Origin of the sequence: Acinetobacter sp. MF4640, from assembly GCF_002018895.1 — a bacterium.
GTDB classification, from domain to species: Bacteria; Pseudomonadota; Gammaproteobacteria; order Pseudomonadales; family Moraxellaceae; genus Acinetobacter; species Acinetobacter johnsonii.
Genome location: NZ_MVOM01000026.1, coordinates 36559 through 54481, shown reverse-complemented (window position 1 = coordinate 54481; position 17923 = coordinate 36559). Strand labels below are relative to the sequence as shown.

Annotated in this window: 19 protein-coding genes; 5 read left to right on the top strand and 14 right to left on the bottom strand. The window is 41.3% G+C overall.

The features are described 5' to 3' along the window. Positions 1 to 85: 85 nt before the first annotated feature. From rnhB to MF4640_RS10250, 3 genes are all read right to left on the bottom strand, one after another. Positions 86 to 688 (bottom strand): ribonuclease HII, encoded by a 603-nt coding sequence (gene rnhB, locus MF4640_RS10260; RefSeq protein ID WP_078389500.1) that lies wholly within the window; start codon positions 686 to 688, stop codon positions 86 to 88. Positions 689 to 750: 62 nt separating this feature from the next. Further along, positions 751 to 1113 (bottom strand): hypothetical protein, encoded by a 363-nt coding sequence (locus MF4640_RS10255; protein WP_078389499.1) that lies wholly within the window; start codon positions 1111 to 1113, stop codon positions 751 to 753. A 137-nt stretch (positions 1114 to 1250) separates the two neighbouring features. Beyond that, on the bottom strand, positions 1251 to 1628 hold the full coding sequence (locus tag MF4640_RS10250; RefSeq protein WP_078389498.1) for a hypothetical protein: 378 nt from the start codon (positions 1626 to 1628) through the stop codon (positions 1251 to 1253). Positions 1629 to 1864: 236 nt separating this feature from the next. Here MF4640_RS10250 and MF4640_RS10245 point away from each other — a divergent pair, with 236 nt between their 5' ends. Continuing rightward, positions 1865 to 2419, top strand: a complete 555-nt coding sequence (locus MF4640_RS10245) for a cytochrome b (protein WP_078389497.1) — start codon at positions 1865 to 1867, stop codon at positions 2417 to 2419. 26 nt (positions 2420 to 2445) lie between these two features. Here the strand turns inward: MF4640_RS10245 and MF4640_RS10240 are convergent, their stop codons facing one another. The 4 genes from MF4640_RS10240 to MF4640_RS10225 form a co-directional block, all read right to left on the bottom strand. Further along, positions 2446 to 2808, bottom strand: a complete 363-nt coding sequence (locus MF4640_RS10240) for a hypothetical protein (protein WP_078389496.1) — start codon at positions 2806 to 2808, stop codon at positions 2446 to 2448. Positions 2809 to 2862: 54 nt separating this feature from the next. Then, a complete protein-coding gene (locus MF4640_RS10235) occupies positions 2863 to 3864 on the bottom strand; it encodes an adenosine deaminase (protein ID WP_078389495.1) in 1002 nt (333 codons plus the stop codon). 67 nt (positions 3865 to 3931) lie between these two features. Next, positions 3932 to 5254 carry an NCS2 family permease gene (locus MF4640_RS10230; protein ID WP_004696144.1) on the bottom strand — a complete coding sequence of 441 codons (1323 nt, stop codon included), beginning with the start codon at positions 5252 to 5254 and terminating at the stop codon, positions 3932 to 3934. A 412-nt stretch (positions 5255 to 5666) separates the two neighbouring features. Continuing rightward, positions 5667 to 5864, bottom strand: coding sequence for a hypothetical protein (locus MF4640_RS10225; RefSeq protein WP_224216868.1), 198 nt, complete (start codon positions 5862 to 5864; stop codon positions 5667 to 5669). A 228-nt stretch (positions 5865 to 6092) separates the two neighbouring features. Here MF4640_RS10225 and MF4640_RS10220 point away from each other — a divergent pair, with 228 nt between their 5' ends. Then, on the top strand, positions 6093 to 7520 hold the full coding sequence (locus MF4640_RS10220; protein WP_078389494.1) for a cryptochrome/photolyase family protein: 1428 nt from the start codon (positions 6093 to 6095) through the stop codon (positions 7518 to 7520). Here the strand turns inward: MF4640_RS10220 and MF4640_RS10215 are convergent. Beyond that, positions 7517 to 8143: a hypothetical protein gene (locus tag MF4640_RS10215; RefSeq protein ID WP_004696137.1), complete on the bottom strand. Its 627-nt coding sequence runs from the start codon at positions 8141 to 8143 to the stop codon at positions 7517 to 7519. The two genes, MF4640_RS10220 and MF4640_RS10215, sit on opposite strands and share 4 nt — an antisense overlap. 15 nt (positions 8144 to 8158) lie before the next feature. Continuing rightward, positions 8159 to 8938, bottom strand: a complete 780-nt coding sequence (gene yaaA / locus MF4640_RS10210; RefSeq protein ID WP_004696136.1) for a peroxide stress protein YaaA — start codon at positions 8936 to 8938, stop codon at positions 8159 to 8161. A 126-nt stretch (positions 8939 to 9064) separates the two neighbouring features. On the opposite strand from yaaA, the gene MF4640_RS10205 reads away from it, so the two are divergent. Next, positions 9065 to 9694 (top strand): alpha/beta hydrolase, encoded by a 630-nt coding sequence (locus tag MF4640_RS10205; protein WP_010327145.1) that lies wholly within the window; start codon positions 9065 to 9067, stop codon positions 9692 to 9694. A gap of 371 nt (positions 9695 to 10065) precedes the next feature. Continuing rightward, entirely contained in the window at positions 10066 to 10506 is a 441-nt protein-coding gene (locus MF4640_RS10200; RefSeq protein ID WP_010327146.1) for a DUF2147 domain-containing protein, read from the top strand. A 113-nt stretch (positions 10507 to 10619) separates the two neighbouring features. Here the strand turns inward: MF4640_RS10200 and MF4640_RS10195 are convergent, their stop codons facing one another. The 4 genes from MF4640_RS10195 to pheA all read right to left on the bottom strand — a co-directional run bounded on the left by MF4640_RS10195 (position 10620) and on the right by pheA (position 15615). Continuing rightward, a complete protein-coding gene (locus MF4640_RS10195) occupies positions 10620 to 10985 on the bottom strand; it encodes a hypothetical protein (protein ID WP_005400562.1) in 366 nt (121 codons plus the stop codon). A 108-nt stretch (positions 10986 to 11093) separates the two neighbouring features. Continuing rightward, the gene (locus MF4640_RS10190) at positions 11094 to 13343 is read right to left on the bottom strand and encodes a bifunctional prephenate dehydrogenase/3-phosphoshikimate 1-carboxyvinyltransferase (protein WP_062033886.1); all 2250 of its coding nucleotides are present in this window, start codon (positions 13341 to 13343) and stop codon (positions 11094 to 11096) included. Positions 13344 to 13346: 3 nt separating this feature from the next. Continuing rightward, positions 13347 to 14438 carry a histidinol-phosphate transaminase gene (gene hisC, locus MF4640_RS10185; protein ID WP_078389493.1) on the bottom strand — a complete coding sequence of 364 codons (1092 nt, stop codon included), beginning with the start codon at positions 14436 to 14438 and terminating at the stop codon, positions 13347 to 13349. A 67-nt stretch (positions 14439 to 14505) separates the two neighbouring features. Further along, a complete protein-coding gene (pheA, locus tag MF4640_RS10180; protein WP_078389501.1) occupies positions 14506 to 15615 on the bottom strand; it encodes a prephenate dehydratase in 1110 nt (369 codons plus the stop codon). 456 nt (positions 15616 to 16071) lie between these two features. Here pheA and MF4640_RS10175 point away from each other — a divergent pair, with 456 nt between their 5' ends. Continuing rightward, a complete protein-coding gene (locus MF4640_RS10175) occupies positions 16072 to 16590 on the top strand; it encodes a DJ-1/PfpI family protein (RefSeq protein ID WP_078389492.1) in 519 nt (172 codons plus the stop codon). A gap of 51 nt (positions 16591 to 16641) precedes the next feature. Here the strand turns inward: MF4640_RS10175 and MF4640_RS10170 are convergent, their stop codons facing one another. Next, positions 16642 to 17784 (bottom strand): acyl-CoA dehydrogenase family protein, encoded by a 1143-nt coding sequence (locus MF4640_RS10170; RefSeq protein ID WP_005400559.1) that lies wholly within the window; start codon positions 17782 to 17784, stop codon positions 16642 to 16644. Positions 17785 to 17923: the final 139 nt, after the last annotated feature.

The following is a 17923-nucleotide window of genomic DNA, read 5'->3' as shown; positions in this document are numbered from 1 at the left end:
TTCTTGACTCAAGCATTAATGCAGTACGATCTTCAAAGTTAAGATGATGGTATGACAATTTTATATACTCCATAAACCCTTTAAATTAATTAGGTGGTTTATGTCGCACTTCAAGTTTTACTCTGCCCTCGATCACTTTCTTTACAGGCCCAAAACTACGACGATGCTCGTCGATAACCCCATGTTCAGCAATCGCTTCAAAGTGCGCTTTGGTTGGATAACCTTTGTGTTTGGCAAATCCAAACTGAGGATATTTTCGATCCATCTCAATCATTTGATGATCACGTGTCACTTTGGCCAAAATACTCGCCGCTGAGATTTCAGCATGTAAAGCATCCCCACCCACAATTGCCTCACAGCTCATACTCAAGCCTTGTGGAATTTTATTACCATCAACCAAGACATGTTCAGGCTGTATTGCAAGCTGTTCAACCGCGCGGCGCATCGCAAGCAAAGATGCTTGTAAAATGTTGATCTCATCAATTTCAGCAGCACTCGCCTCAGCAATCGCCCATGCCAATGCTTTTTCCTTAATTTCGACAAAAAGTTTTTCACGTTTTTTTTCGGTCAGTTTTTTGGAATCATTTAACCCTTGTATCGGGTTATTCGGGTCTAATATTACCGCAGCAGCGACCACTGAACCCACCAAAGGGCCGCGCCCTGCCTCATCTGCACCTGCAATTTGCATTTTCTACTCTCATAAAAAATGGCTGATCAACAGCCATTTTAAAAACTTAACAATTTATTGGCTTAGTTTAGCATTTCAGAGGCGCATGTGGCTGTTGTTTTTGTTGCTGCTAAAGCGCTATAGGTTGCCTTTGCTTTGGGATCAATTGCCGCCAAAGCCAACTGCTCTTTAGACAACACTTTGGGCGAGTTATCACCCACACAGTTGCAGACTTCACGTTTTTTCTTCTGTTTTTGGTCTTCAGATAACAGCTTACTGCCCACAACCCATGTCGGATTAGTTTCGATTTCATCCATACATTTTGCATGTGAGGCCATTTTAATAGCCGAAATTCCATCATCATCTGAGCTAGATAAAGGATTCGACACACACGCGGAAAGCATAAGCGAGCCAAACAAACAGAGAATTAACTTATCATTTTTCATACAGATACACCCTTTGTTGTAAAAGAAATCAGGCTTCAATTGTTATTATTCACATCAATATAAAAGATAAACGCCAAAAAGTACAAAAAACCGCAAAGAAGCGAGGCATGTCCCCCGCTTCTTTGATATATCACAACTTAATTCACCACTTCAGCCACACATGCATTGATGGTTTTCGTCACAGCATTGCTAATAATGGTTGTACGCGCCGCAGGGTCAATGGCCGCTGTTGCCACATCGACAGCGGTAATATTTTGTGGGGCTTTCTCACTGACACAACCACAAATTTCGGTTTGAATATCGGTTTTTTGATCAGCCGTCATAAATTTGGTTGCTGTTTTCCATGCTGGCAGATTATTCAACTCAGTCGTACATTTTGCATTAATGGCAATTTTAAGCGCTGCTGTACCCAGTTGTTGTGTGGTGGTCGTCGTATTGGTCGTTGCTATATCAGTCGTTGTACAAGCCGAAAGGATCAAAGCCAAAGGAGCAAGCACTGCAATCATTTTTTTCACGGATATATCCATTTATAACAGTTAAAGTGCGCGTATTTTGCCGAATCTTTGCTAGTTACGGAAACACTATTTCCATGCCATTTTAATATCTTTCGCTTATTGCACAGTTTTAGATCAGTCATGCGTCACTGGTCTATGCAGCGTTGCAGAATATCAACGCTATGTTGCATCTACTACATTTTTGACCTATCTATAGTTCTATAAAATAGCGCAACATAAAAATGGATGTGAACCTAATGAACTCGGCAAATACCCATTACACGCGTACCGCTCAAATTCTGCATTGGCTCATGGCAATTATCTTTATTGCTGCTTGGCTGATTGGTTTTTATAGCGGAAACTTCCTCAGCTATGATGCTGATGGTAGCTTTAAAGGGGATATCATTACCTTACATAAGAACATTGCAACCACGATTATTTTTCTGGTGGTGATTCGTATCTTTTGGCGCTATACCCACCCTGCACCCAAACTTCCAGACAGTATGTCACCGTTCATGCAAAAAATGGCACACCTCGGTCATTTGGCTTTATATTTCATTTTGTTGGCTTTGCCAATTACTGGCTGTTTATTTAGCTGGAGTGCTGGGCACCCTGCGCCTGTATTGTACCTTTTTGAAATTCCCCGTTTAGTACAAGACAACCCTGAATTACTCGCAATCGTAAAACCTTTACATATCTGGATTTCATGGGCTGCAGGATTGCTGTTAGTGGGTCATATTGCAGCAGCACTGAAACACCACTTTATTGATAAAGATAATGTGTTAAATAGCATGACCAAACAAGCAAAGTAAGACCAAGTTGAATTAGCCTAAAAGCATCAATCTGTTGCTTTTAGGACTTCATCCACCACACATCCTTTCAGCGTATTCAACACACCCTGTTGGACCACCTGTTTTTTGACTTGTTCATCAACCACTGCGCGCAACAAAGTTATTGCTGGAATATCGTTTAACGCATTTTCACCCACGCAACCACAGATTTGCGTTTGGAGCTGATTCTTTTTCTCTTCACCAAGCAATGCTGTACTGACTTTCCACAGCCTTGTCGCTTCAAGCTCGACACCGCACTGATACACCACCACTGGCTTTAGTAGTTTTTGCGTTAACCCAATATCCGTTTTGAGCAAATAAACTGCAAAGAGCACAAAAATAACCACAAGCAATGCAATGATTTTTTTCATATCGACCTCACATAAAAAAGACAGAGCGAACTCTGTCTTTAAAAGGACATTAGATTAAGCAATGGCTACAATTTCAGCCGCCCATTTTTGCTTCTCTTCTGCCGAAATAAACGACGCTTCAAAAGAGTTCAACGCCAATTGTTTTAGCTCAGCTGCTGTTAAGTCTAACGCATCTGTAATGGCAATAAAGTTATCATTCATATAACCACCAAAGTACGATGGATCGTCTGAATTTACTGTTACTTGCACACCTTGTTGCAACAAACGGCGGATATTGTGCTGTGCCATATCTTCAACGACACATAACTTTAAGTTACTTAGCGGACAAACTGTTAGTGGCATTTTCTCTGCGATCAAACGCTGCATTAATACAGGATCTTCTTCAGAACGCACACCGTGGTCAATACGATTCACTTTAAGCAAATCTAAAGCTTCCCACACATATTCTGCTGGACCTTCTTCACCCGCATGCGCAACCACTAAAAAGCCTGCTTCACGTGCTTTAGCAAAGACACGTTCAAACTTTGAAGGAGGATGTCCAACTTCGCTTGAGTCCAAGCCTACACCAATGATTTGATCTTTATACGGCAATGCCTGTGCTAAAGTTTCAAGGGCTGCTTCTTCACTTAAATGACGCAAGAAACACATAATCAAATGCGAACTAATGCCAAATTTTGCCTTGGCATCATCACATGCGCGTTGCAGACCATTAATCACTGTTTCAAAAGCAATACCGCGGTCTGTATGCGTTTGTGGATCAAAAAACATTTCGGTATGCACTACACGGTCTTCGGCACATTTTTCAAAATACGCCCAAGCCAAGTCGTAGAAATCTTGCTCATGAATCAGTACATTTGCACCTGCATAATAGATGTCTAAAAATGATTGCAAATTGTGAAAATTATAAGCCTGTTTTACTTCTTCAACCGACTTATAAGGAATGTCTATTTGATTACGCTGTGCGATTGCAAACATGAGTTCTGGCTCAAATGTCCCTTCAATATGCACATGCAATTCAGCTTTTGGTAAAGCACGAATGAGCTCCAATTGACTCATATCTTTTCCTCTTTAAAAATAAAAAAGGGCGTAAACTGAGTTTACACCCTTATCACTATTTGATGAATTAGCCACCAAATAACGCGAATTTTAATGCCCAAAGCACAGCTACAATCCACACCATGTACGGTACAGTCGCCGCTTTACCGGTGAACAATTTAACCAATGCATAGCTAATAAAGCCCATCGCAATGCCATCTGCAATTGAGTAGGTAAATGGCATAAATACAATGGTTAAGAACGCAGGTACAGCTTCAGTAATATCATCCCAATCAATATGGGTAATCCCCTGAATCATTAACACGCCAACAAATAACAATGCTGGAGCTGTTGCAAAACCGGGTACAGATTGAGCTAAGGGTGCTAAAAACAAACATAAGATAAATAACACACCGACCACAACTGCGGTTAAACCTGTACGGCCACCAGCAGCAACACCCGCAGACGACTCAATATATGGTGTCGTCGAAGATGTACCTAATGCTGCACCTGCAACAATTGCGGTTGAGTCTGCAAATAATGCTTTTTTCAAACGTGGAAGCTTGCCATCTTTCAGTAAGCCTGCACGGTGTGACACGCCAACCAATGTACCTGTTGAGTCAAATAAATCGACCAAGAAAAATACAAAGATGACACCCACTAAGCTTGCCGTAAATAGACCTTCAAAGTCCATTTGCATGAATGTTGGAGCAATTGATGGAATCTCACCAACAACACCTTTGAACTCGCTTAAGCCCATTGCTGTTGAAATTGCAGTTAAAGCCAAGATGCTGATAATGATGGCACCACGCACTTTAAAGTGATGCAGTACAACCACCATCAAGAAGCCAAATAAAGCCAAAAGAACCGTCGGTTGCTTTAAGTCGCCCAATCCAACCAAAGTCGCTGGATTGTCCACAATAACGCCTGCATTTTTTAAAGCAATCAACGCAAGGAATAAACCAATTCCACCGCCAATCGCAAGCTTAAGCGACATTGGGATTGCATTCACAATGGCTTCACGGATCTTAAACATACTGATCGCAATGAACACCAAACCTGATACAAACACTGCAGCTAAAGCAGTCTGCCAAGGCACACCCATACCCATACACACCGAATAGGTAAAGTAAGCGTTTAAGCCCATACCTGGTGCTAATGCAATTGGATAATTTGCAACAATACCCATAACCAAACAGCCAATTGCGGCTGCAAGACAAGTCGCTACAAAGACAGCACCATGATCCATCCCCGTTTCGGATAAAATCATTGGATTCACAATAATGATGTAACACATGGTTAAGAATGTGGTTACACCTGCAAGAAGCTCTGTACGAAAACTGGTTTTATTTTCACTCAGTTTGAACATACGCTCGAGCATATTTTCTGAAGATGGATTAGGAGTCGTCATGACCTAGCCCCTGTAAATAAACTTTTAAAACTGTATAACTGCCAAAAAATTTCGACACTCAGTACGATGAAAATCTGATTAAATTTCTGGAAGTTAAAGCAATGAATATGCCAAATTTCCTCAATTCAGGAAAAGTTTATTTAGCCATGAATGATTCAAACGTATGGTCGAACCATATATACCTAAACAAAAAAGCCGCATAAACCGTATGCAGCTTTCAACAAAAACGTCATTTTAGACTCAAAGTCTAAAATTCAATATATCTTGGCGCGAATTATAACACACTGATTTTTAATTGTTTTAAATTTATTTTTAATTAAAATTCAACACGATAAGTCATTTATACATGATTTTATTCTATCTTAAGCTTCAAATTACTTTAATGGAGACCTGATCGATTATTGCTTCAGCATCACTTTGAAAACGAGCTATTGACTTTTTCAGGCACGACGTTTGCCTTTGAGAGAGGACTCAACTTTTGCACTTTAGGCTCAGTACTGTTCATGAGTTGATTCAACTGTTGCTGTTTTTTCGTTTCTGTATCCTGAAAAACAACAAACCCAAGCAAACAAACAGCAGCCACAAAAATAGGGATTAGAATTTTTTTCATGACATTCACAATATCCACAACTGCTTTAGCATGATTACAAATCATAACAAATAATACAAAGGGCCACACATTTATCAGATAAAAAGTATCTTCACACTTTATAGTTTTTTCTGATTTAATTATTTCAATAACATAAGATTAAATTAAATGAGTGAGAAAAAAATATGATCAAAGTGCTCAATTTTGTAATATTTTATATTTCAAAAAATTACAGTTGATTAACCTTTTATGAACATAATTTGGTTTAGACAAGATCTTCGCATACACGACCATGCCGCACTTTGGCATGCAAGCCAACATGGACCTATGCTGGCTTTAGTGATCCTATCCCCACAACAGTGGCTATTACATCATGATGCAGCTGTAAAAATTGATTTATATGTCAGACAATTGCACGATTTAAAACAGAGCCTTGCTCAGCTGAATATTCCTTTGCTCATTCTAAATATTCCGCTGTGGCAAGATATTCCACGTCGGCTTTCATCTTTGTGTCATACACTGCAAGTACAACAGATTTTTGCAAATATCGAAATGGGCGTGAATGAGCTTAAGCGCGATGCCGAAGTTCAACAATGCTTAAATCAGCAACACATTGAATTTACACTCTTCCAAGATCGAACCCTCTTTCCCTTAAACAGTATTCGTAACCAATCTGGTAAGCCCTATCAAGTCTTTGGCGCTTTTAAAAAAACCTGTTATGAGCGCTTAAATATTGGCTTACCGCAGTGCTATCCACTCCCTTCTACGCAGCAGCCCATACAACTTCCTACCGATTTAAATGCAACCATTCCACACATTGAATCGCTGATTGATGTGAATACGAATGAGCTAAATCAAATTAAAGCCTATTGGCCTGAAACGGAAATATATGCGCTTTCAGTGCTCGATGATTTTATTGATCACAAAGTTAGTGGCTATCAAAAAGAGAGGGACTTTCCATTTTTAAATAGCACCAGTCAACTTTCAACTTATTTAAATCTCGGGATCGTGTCGATTCGCCAGTGTCTCAATGCCCTGTTTCGTGCTCAACACGGTCAATTTATGATTGATAACACAGGCCAGCAGACTTGGTTAGATGAATTACTTTGGCGGGAGTTTTATCAACATATTTTATTTGATTTTCCACATGTCTCTAAACATCTACCATTTAAAACCAACACACAGCGTATTGTTTGGCGAGATTCGCCTGAAGATTTAAACGCATGGCAACAAGGTCGTACTGGTATTGCAATTGTGGATGCAGGCATGCGACAACTACTTGCGACAGGTTGGATGCACAATCGTGTCCGTATGATTGTCGCAATGTTCTTAACTAAAAACTTGTTGATTGATTGGCGACTTGGCGAGCAATGGTTTATGCAACATTTGGCTGATGGTGACTTAGCTGCCAATAATGGCGGATGGCAGTGGTGTGCCTCCACAGGCACCGATGCTGTGCCTTACTTCCGAGTCTTTAACCCTGTGAGCCAATCTCAGAAATTTGATAGCAATGGTGATTATATTCGACAGTGGCTGCCAGAGCTTGCACATTTAGATGCCAAAAACATTCATGAGCCTTATGCGAAGCAGCAGAATATGGATTTGGACTACCCCAAACCAATCGTCGATTTAAAATCCAGTCGTGTTCGTGCCATCGAAGCATTTAAAGGGCTTTAAACACCTAAAGTTTGGGCTAAGTTCTGCTTAGCAAGACGCTCATAGCACTTTTGGAAAAATGGCGTCTGGTACAGTGGTTGCGTTTCTAAAAAGTGCCTTAACACTTGCTGGCGCTTCTGCACATAAAGTGCGGGCTCAACCCAAGCATATTCTTGCTGAATTTGGCGTTCATATTCAGCAAAACGCATAGGATCACTGGCTAAAATAGCCAGATCAATATCCAATAAATAAGCCAAATCAGTGTCAACTGTCGGTGCATGTGCTTTTGTTGCCAAAATCCATGCGTAGAGCTTTGCAATTTGCTCAGCTCCAAGCACATTTTTAAGCATCCGTTGCATATAGTCGGCGCTTTGCTGCTCATTATCATGTGCTTGCGGGTTGTAAATGACATCATGAAACCAAATGGCCAACTCAACAGACAAAGGATCGTCTAGGTAGGTTTTGATCTGATGAAAATGCTCAAAACATTCAACAATATGTTGAATGCTATGATAATGCCGCTGTACTTCACTATAGGCGTTATACAGCGAGGCATGGAACTTTTGAGTGGTATCGTCATCCAAACTCAATTGCTTTGCGGTGAGCGCCCAATAGTCCTGAAACTGTTTTGTATACTGCACCATTGGAATGCCCTTTCGTTATGCTGCCTGTTCATCTCGTTTAAAGACCAACTCACTTTTTAATGAGCTATCTGCATCAAAATAATAACCATCTGTTTGGAATGATTTTAACCCCTCAATTTGATCAATTTGGTTTTCAATCATATAACGCGCCATCAAACCACGCGCTTTTTTGGCATAGAAACTAATGACTTTATATTTGCCATTTTTCTGATCTAAAAACACAGGTTTAATAATTTCTGCTTGAATTTTGCTTTCTTTCACAGATTTATAGTATTCATCCGAAGCAATATTCAGCAAAATTTTCGAACCTGCCTGTTCTAAATCTTGGTTAATTAAATCGGTAATGTGATTGCCCCAAAACTCATACAGATTATGTCCGCGTGGGTTAGCTAGCTTAGTTCCCATCTCTAAACGATACGGCATCATCAAGTCCAATGGACGTAGCAAACCATATAACCCAGAGAGCATTCTTAAATGTTGCTGTGCGTATTCAATGCTCGACTCTGACAAATGATAAGCATCTAAACCAGTATAGACATCGCCCTTAAAAGCAAACATAGCTTGTCGGGCATTTGCAAAGTTGAATTCTGGCTGCCAATCGCGAAAACGATCGACATTTAAGGTGGCAATTTTTTCACTGACACTCATTAAGCTTGCAATTTCACTTGCTGACAGTTTGCGACTAACTTCGATCAATTCTTGGGAATGTTGTAGCAATCTGGGTTGTGTATACGCATCGGTTGGTAAAGCAGTTTGGTAATCTAAAGTTTTGGCAGGAGAAACAAGGGCAAGCATAGATAACCTGATTAAAAAACAATTAAACAGACTATATCAGTAGACTTATTTTATTGCCAATCTGTGTTTTTAATAAGCATAAACGGTTAAACTAGCCCATTCTCCTGTTATATGTATCGATTCTCTATGTCTGAGCAGATGTTCATTCAAGGTCCAGTTGGGCAAATTGAAGTTTTTGTAGATTATCCACAGGGTGAAGTGAAAGGATTCGCGGTAGTTACTCACCCCCATCCACTCCAAGGTGGTACGCCTCAACACAAGGTTCCAGCATTGCTTGCGCAAATGTTCTTAGAACGCGGTTGTATTGTGTACCGTCCAAGTTTCCGTGGCTCAGGTCAAAGTGTTGGTCTACACGACGAAGGTCATGGCGAAACTGATGATGTTCTTGAAGTGATTAAGCATGCTCGTGCAGCACATACAACTTTACCCTTCTATGCAGGTGGTTTTAGTTTCGGTGCGCATGTCATGGCAAAATGCTATGATGCTTTACAAGAAGAAATTCGACCAAAACAAACCATTTTATGTGGTCTACCAACGGCAACGGTCGCAGGTGTGCGCCACTATGTAACACCTCAACTTAAAGGTGACATCTTATTTATCCATGGCGAAGCCGATGAAGTGACCTTACTGTCTGACATGATTACATGGGCTAAACCGCAGCGCCATTTAGTGACTGTATTACCTGGTGCAAACCATTTCTTTACCGGTTACTTAAAACAGTTACGTATTGCGATTACACGTTTCCTGTGGATTTAACGCATCACTCAGTTCAGGAAAGAAATGACTGTCTAACATTAGCCCCTTTCTTTCTTGAACTTTTTATTTTTAATCTAGACGTATCTCTTTTTCTATTCCAACGCTTCATTAGCCGTCCGTTATATCTATTCTGTTCCCAAAATAATTTTAAGCTCCCTTTTGAGCGCTAAACTCAATCAGCACTACCTCCATCAAATACCTGTTTTAAAAATCAGTGAGGCTTGAACCCTGCTAATGGTACTTTATGCAACAATCTACGCTTGAACTTGATATATTCTGCACATCATTATTCAAATAATAAGTTATACAATCAACATCTTAGCTCGAGAGAGCTATTCATTTAAATAATTTTTAAAATATTCAGGGATTTTATGAAAACAATTCTCGGGGCAGTTTTAGTCACTATAGCCACCACATCAGCCTGTGCTCAGGACATTATAGGAACTTGGCGTTATATCGATGATAAAACTGGAGAACCCAAAGGTCTGGTGAAAATTGAAAAGCAAGCCAATGGAACTTATGCAGGAACTGCACTGAAAGCAACTCCTCGCCCAGGTTATACAGCAAAAGAGTTCTGCACCAACTGCCCTGCACCCTACACCGATAAGCCTATTATTGGTATGCAAGTGATTACAGGTTTAAAAACTGAAAATAATATTAATTATACCCATGGCAAAATCATTGACCCCGTTTCAGGCAAGCTGTATAGCCTAAAAGGTAAAATTAGCCCAAATGGGAAAAAACTATTCTTAAGAGGCTATTTAGGCGTCTCGGCTGTGGGACGTAGTCAGACGTGGTTACGTGTGGAATAAGTCTTATAGCACATCCAGTTATAAGCGCGTTGACCCATCAAAATATTAAACGTGTTCTGTTCTAAAAAATGCTGAATTAGGAAAAACCAATTCAGCATTTTTTATCTATTCAATTAGCCTTTCCACTCAAACTCAGTAAAACTTTTATCTGTTTTTAGTGTGGTTTCAACCGCTTGTGCCAATTGATTTAATAAGCTTCGTTCAGCAATTCGGTCTAACCAGTCTTGCTCTTCATCTGGATAAGAGGCAATTTCGCACACCAGATTTCCTTCGCCGTCATGACCTTGGCACGTAATAGACAGTGGCAAAGTATGATTATCGACACTCACAGCCACTTGATCACCACTTTGTGGCAAAGTTTCAAAACCCAATTGACCTAACTTTTCAACCAGTAGGTCTTGTACCTGCTTCTGTACTACACTACTCTCACTTACTTCCTGCTGCTGTCCATGCTGCGCCGTAAATTGTAATTTTCTCATTGATCATCCCAAAGGCTTTTTTGTTATATGGGTTTAGCATAATGGCTTAATACAAAACAGCCAAGCAAAAGCTTGGCTGTTCTCACACAAAATATATAAGCTTTAGTCTTATTCCGTGACTTGGATCGCTAAACCGGCTTGATTGCTTAATTGCGTAAAGGTCGGGAAACTCGTAGCAACCGTTTCAGTACCAATGATTTTAATTTCACCAGAGGTGCGTAAACCTGCCATTGAGAAACTCATTGCAATACGGTGATCGTGATGTGATTCAATTTCTCCACCGGTGAAAATCGCGCCCCACTCGCCCGAATGACCTTTACCTTCGATGATGATGCCATCGTCAGTCGGCGTACAATCGATACCCATGGTTTTTAAACCATCCGCCATCACTTGAATACGGTCTGACTCTTTTACTCTCAGTTCAGCAGCACCCGTTAGTACGGTTTGCCCTTCTGCACAGGCAGCCGCAATGAACAATGCAGGAAATTCATCAATCGCCAATGGCACTTGATCTTCAGGCATATGAATACCTTTGAGTGTACGTGTGCCTTGAATACGAATATCTGCAATCGGCTCACCGCCTGCAATACGTTCATTTTCAACCGTAATATCTGCACCCATTTGCTTCAAAATCTCGATCACACCTGTACGTGTTGGGTTAATGCCCACGGCTTCTAAAGTAACGTCTGAACCTTCGGTAATCGCAGCACCCACCATAAAGAAAGCAGCCGACGAAATATCTGATGGCACTTGAATCTCTGTACCAACTAACTTACCGCCACCTTGCAGTGAAATACGATTGCCTTCTGTTTTCACGTCATAACCAAATGCACGTAGCATACGTTCAGTATGGTCACGTGTAGGTTCAGGTTCTGTGACCGATGTTTCACCTGCTGCCCACAAACCTGCCAATAAAATCCCAGATTTCACCTGCGCAGATGCCATTGGCAAATCATAGTGAATGCCTTGCAAAGCTTGGTTTCCAGTGATCGAAACAGGAGGTGTACCACGCTCACCTGTTGTTTGAATCTGTGCGCCCATTTCGCGTAACGGTTTAGCAATACGTTCCATTGGACGCTTCGACAGTGATGCATCACCCGTCATTACAGAGTCAAATTTTTGCGCAGAAAGCATGCCTGAAAGCAGACGCATCGAAGTACCTGAGTTACCCATGTAAAGCGCACTTGCTGGCGCTTTTAGGCCATTTACGCCCACACCATGAATCGTCACTTCACCATTTTTAGGACCTTCAATGCTCACGCCCATATCACGGAAGGCTTGTAAGGTCGCTAGCGCATCTTCTCCTTCCAAGAAACCTGTCACATGCGTCGTTCCTTCTGCAATTGCACCAAACATGATTGAACGGTGTGACACAGATTTATCACCTGGCACGCTAAACTTACCTTGGAAACTCTTTTTACCCGGTAATATGGTGAATTGCTGTGTCGTCACTTTATTGTTCTCCATGAAAGGTTTTTGAGCCAGCATATGGTTAAAATGCTGGCGTGCTGCTTGCGCATGTCCAAGCAAGCCCATTAAAGCATGTGAATCTTCATCTTCAATGAGTTTACGAATCGTTGCCAGTTGGTTTTCAAAACCATCTACGGCATTTAAAATGGCTTTTTTATTGGCAAAAAAGATGTCGTGCCACATTTGTGGGTCACTTGCCGCAATTCGAGAAAAATCGCGAAATCCCCCCGCAGCATAGCGAAAAATATCTAAATTATCTTCACGGTTTGCCAGTTGTTCAACTAAGTTAAAGGCCATCAAATGCGGAAGATGACTGGTATGCGCCAAGACTTCATCATGCTTGGCCACATCCATACAAATCACTTCTGCTTTCGCAGCTTGCCACAGTTGGATCAGTTTCTCTACGGCCCAATCAGCACTGGTTGGTAACGGTGTCAAAATCACTTTATGATTTGCAAATAAATCGACCTTACCTGCATGCACACCTGTATGTTCTGCACCCGCAATTGGATGCCCCGGTACAAAGCCAGCAGGCAATGCTTCACCGTACACAGCTTTGGCCGCATCGACCACATTACCTTTGGTACTGCCCACATCGGTAATAATCGTATGTTCTTGCAAATATGGTTTGATGGTTTCCAAGACTTTTTGCGTTGCACGAACAGGTAAAGCTAAAACCACCAAGTCCGCACCTTGAACCGCCTGTACAGGATCGCTATACCCCTGTTGGATTAAGCCCAAAGCTTTGGCATCCTGTAAGGTTTTTTCCGAACGTGTAGAGGCTACAATATTTTGGGTTAAACCTTCAGCAATCATCACCCGTGCAAGACTTGAACCAATCAGTCCAAGACCAATAAATGCAACTTTTTCAAACAGTGGCGCAGACATAATTTAAGCGTTCGCCTCTAAACCTAGTACGTTGGCCAAAGCCGTTAAAAATTTCGTATTTTCAGCTTCAGTTCCAATCGATACCCGTAAATGATTGGCGATGCCCACGGGACGAACAATCACCCCTTCTTTTAATAAAGCATTAAAAGTTTGTGCAGGATCGGCTTGTATATCGACCAAAATGAAGTTAGCACGAGAAGGCTCATAGTTTAGGCCTAGCGCTTTAAAACCTGTTTCAAGTTGCACCATGCCAGCTTTATTGACCATACGTGATTTCTCAATGAAATCTTCATCTTTCAGTGCAGCAACCGCTGCCACCATGGCTAAATGGTTGACGTTAAACGGCTGACGAATACGATTTAAGAAGTCTGTCACTTCTGCCGATGCTAAAGCAAAGCCAACACGTAATGCCGCTAAACCAAAGCACTTCGACATGGTACGGCTAACAATCAGGTTTGAATACTGTGCTAAAAACTTTAAGCTGTTAAAGTTTTCTGGGAAATATTCCACATAAGCTTCATCTAAAACCACAATCACATGACTTGGTACTTTTTGCATGAAGCGCTCAAATTCAGCCTCTTCAAACCAAGTTCCTGTCGGGTTATTGGGATTTGCAATAAACACCAATTTGGTATTGTTTTTAATTGCTGCCGCCATCGCGTCAAGGTCATGCGAAAAACCTTGAGCAGGTACTTCGATCGCTTCGGCATTAATCGCTTGTGTGACCAAAGCATAGACTGCAAATGCGTGTTGGCTATACACCACCGAATCTTTTTCTGAAACAAATGCACGGGCAAAAATTTCAAGTAAATCGTTTGAACCATTGCCTAAAGTAATACAATCATGTGCTACACCAAACTGCGTATGCACTTGATCCTTCAAGATAAAACCACCACCATCTGGATATCGTCCAATTTCCGCCAATTCAGCAGCAACTGCTTCTTTTACTTTGTCCGAACAACCCAAAGGGTTTTCATTTGAGGCAAGTTTAACAATATCGGTCATGCCCAATTCACGCTCTAATTCGCTGATTGGCTTACCCGGTTGATATGGTTTTAACTTCGCAATACCTTCATTGGCTGGAGCAAACGACATGTGACCTTTCCATTCTTACAAGTGGTGTACATGGTTGAGTTTAGAGTAAACCCAACCACCTTAGAGATTACAGTACTGCAATCGGGTATGAACCCAATACTCGAACTTCTTTTACGAGTGGACGAATCTCTTCAATCGCCGCTTTAACATTGTCTTGTTCCACATGCCCTTCTAGGTCGATGAAGAAAACATAAGCCCATTTTTCAGGCAGTGCTGGACGCGTTTCGATACTGGTCAAACTAATGTTGTGCTTTGCAAATGGTGCAAGGATTTCCAATAATGCACCTGCACGATCATGTGCAGAAATCAGCAATGACGTTTTATCATTACCGCTTTGCGGGATTCTTTCACGACCAATCACCAAGAAACGTGTAGTGTTCTCAGGATTATCTTCAATATTACTGTGCAAAATTTCTAAGTCATAAATACTTGCTGCAACATCAGATGCAATAGCAGCCGAATGCCATTCAGTACGAATACGACGTGCCGCTTCAGCATTCGAGCTTAAAGCTACACGTTCCACACCAGGATAGTGCGCGTCCAACCATGCACGGCACTGCGCCAAAGTTTGCTGATGCGCATAAATTAGTTTAATACTGTCTTTACGCGTGTTTTCAGACACAAGAAACTGGTGATGAATACGCAATTCAACTTCACCAATCACATTTAAGTTTGAGGCTTTAAAGCAATCTAAAGTATGGTTGACCACACCTTCTGATGAGTTTTCTACCGGCACCAAACCATAGTGGGCACTGCCTGCTTCCACTTCACGGAACACTTCATCAATCGTCGGTAAGGGACGAACCACAGCATCATGTCCAAAGTGCTTCAACACCGCAGAATGTGTATACGTACCGACAGGGCCTAAAAATGCAATACTTTGCGGTGCTTCTAGAGCCAAACATGCAGACATGATTTCACGGAACAAACGTGCCATGGTCACATCAGACAAAGGGCCTTCATTACGCTCCATAACATTCCGTAAAACTTGCGCTTCACGTTCTGGACGGTAAAACATTGGATTCTCTTCAGAAGCAAATTTTGCTTTTGCAACAGCTTCCGCCAGTTTCGCTCGACGATTAATAAGTTGTTGAATCTGTTGATCAACAGAGTCGATATCCTGACGGATTTGGTTGAGGTCAAGAGAAGTCGTTGTGTTTTGATCGTCTTGGATCATTGTTATGGCGCCCTTCATAAACATTGTGCAAACAGTATAACAATAGTTAGCTTTGAAATCTTGCGCAATAAGACTTTGTATGTTTCAGTGCTAAAAACATACAGTTGATTTAATCATCAAGTTTATCAATAAACTGCCCCAATAATAGACATCAATAAAACCACTGAGCCCTGCCTATTTTCTTCTTACTGTTATGCATAAACATCGCTCAAGCAAAATACCACGACGATGTTTTTCGAGTCTTAGCTCTTCCCTTTTAAAGCCCTGTCTTGCTTTTGAAAAATTTTGCTACACTTCACAAAAATCACCATTCATCCGTATTTCAGTGCGTTAGAATATCTTTTAAAATATGCTTTACTTAAAAGTTGACGTATTCATAACAAAGAGAGTATGCAGCAGTAGCGAATGCTCTATAGTCTCAATAAAACAAAACAATAATGAACTGTAGGTACTGTCATGCACAAAAAAATTGCAGTCTTGGTCACCTATGACTTTGAGGATGCCGAATATGCTGAACCCGTAGAAGCATTTCGAGCAGCTCGGCATAGTATTATTAACCTCGAAAGTCAGGCTGGAAAAATCATTTATGGCAAAAAGCGTAAAGCTTTTGTCACCATTGACCAAAGTATCGATGATGCCTCTGTGCATGACTTCGATGCCTTACTCATTCCTGGCGGTTTTTCGCCAGACAACCTGTGCCAAGATGAACGCTATGTCTTATTTGTCAGGCACTTTGCAAACATGCAAAAACCTATTTTATGCAGTGCAGACGTTCCGCAAATTTTAATGCATGCTGGAGTTGTGAAAGGTAGGCGCATGACGTGTATCCATCACCTTCATCAAGACTTACAAGATGCAGGTGCCGTGCTGTATGACACAGGTGTTGTGAATGACAATAACTTATACATTTCATCACAAACCCAATATGACCTCCCCGCCTTTATTCAAGAAAGTTTATTGGTACTGAACCGATAAAAAAGAGCCTACTTGAGGCTCTTTTACGCATGTTTATATCAGCACCTAGGCTTAACGCCCAAGTAGACTACGCGCGACAATTTCTTTCATAATTTCATTAGTCCCGCCGTAAATGCGTTGAATACGCGCATCGACAAAGAAACGTGAAATTGGATATTCACTCATATAGCCATAGCCACCAAAGAGCTGCAATAAATTATCTGCCACCTTCATTTGCATGTCTGTTGAAAAACTTTTTAATGCTGCTGCGGTTTCGACATCCAGCTTGCCTTGCATATAAAGCTCAACGTTTTGATTGTAAAAAGCTGCTGTGGCTTGTTCATCAATCTTGGCTTGAGCCAAAACAAAACGTGTATTTTGGAACTGCGAAATATGTTGACCAAAAGCTTGGCGCTCTTTGACGTATTGGATGGTGACATCAATCGAACCGCGAATTGCACCTATAGCTGTTGCTGCAATTGCTGTACGCTCTCGTGGTAGCTCTTGCATCAAATAAGCAAAACCTTGGCCTGCTTGTCCCAACAATTGATCTTTCGGGACTTTGACATTGTCATAAAACAACTCAGAAGTGTCTTGTGAATGCAGCCCAATTTTGTCGAGGTTGGTGCCTTTTTTAAACCCATCCAAATGGGTATCGACTAACATCAGTGAAACACCCTTTGCTCGGGCTTGCGGATCAGTTTTCACCGCTAATACCACAAGGTCGGCATGTTGCCCATTGGAAATAAAGGTTTTAGAGCCATTTAAAATATAATGCTCACCTTGCAAAATGGCATTACTTCGCATGGCTTGTAAGTCTGAACCCGCACCCGGTTCAGTCATCCCAATCGCACCGACCACTTCACCTGACACCATTTTCGGTAACCAGTACTGCTTCTGTGCTTCAGTTCCGATATGCAAAATATAAGGCGCAGCAATTTCAGAGTGACAAGAAATACCTGTCGATAAAGCACTAAAACCTGCACGTGCTGACTCTTCCACCAACATGAGTGAATAATGCGTTGGAACACCATAACCGCCATATTCCTCAGGTACATCGACACATAAGAAACCATTTTCACCCAAGGCATTCCAGACTGAGCGCGGCATTAAGCCTTCTCGTTCCCACTGTTCATAGTGTGGTGCAATGTGTTCATTCATAAAACGGCGAAAGTTATCGCGAAATAGTTCTAAGTCTGCATCGTAATTCAACATGCTTCTTCCTTGTAGTGACGTTGTTTTATTATTCAGCTCACATGCTAGCCATTTTTAAGGCAACTGTCATGAACGCATCAGGCCATTTTATATTCCAATAAAAAAGGAAGCCCTTGGGCTTCCTTTTTAAGATGAACTG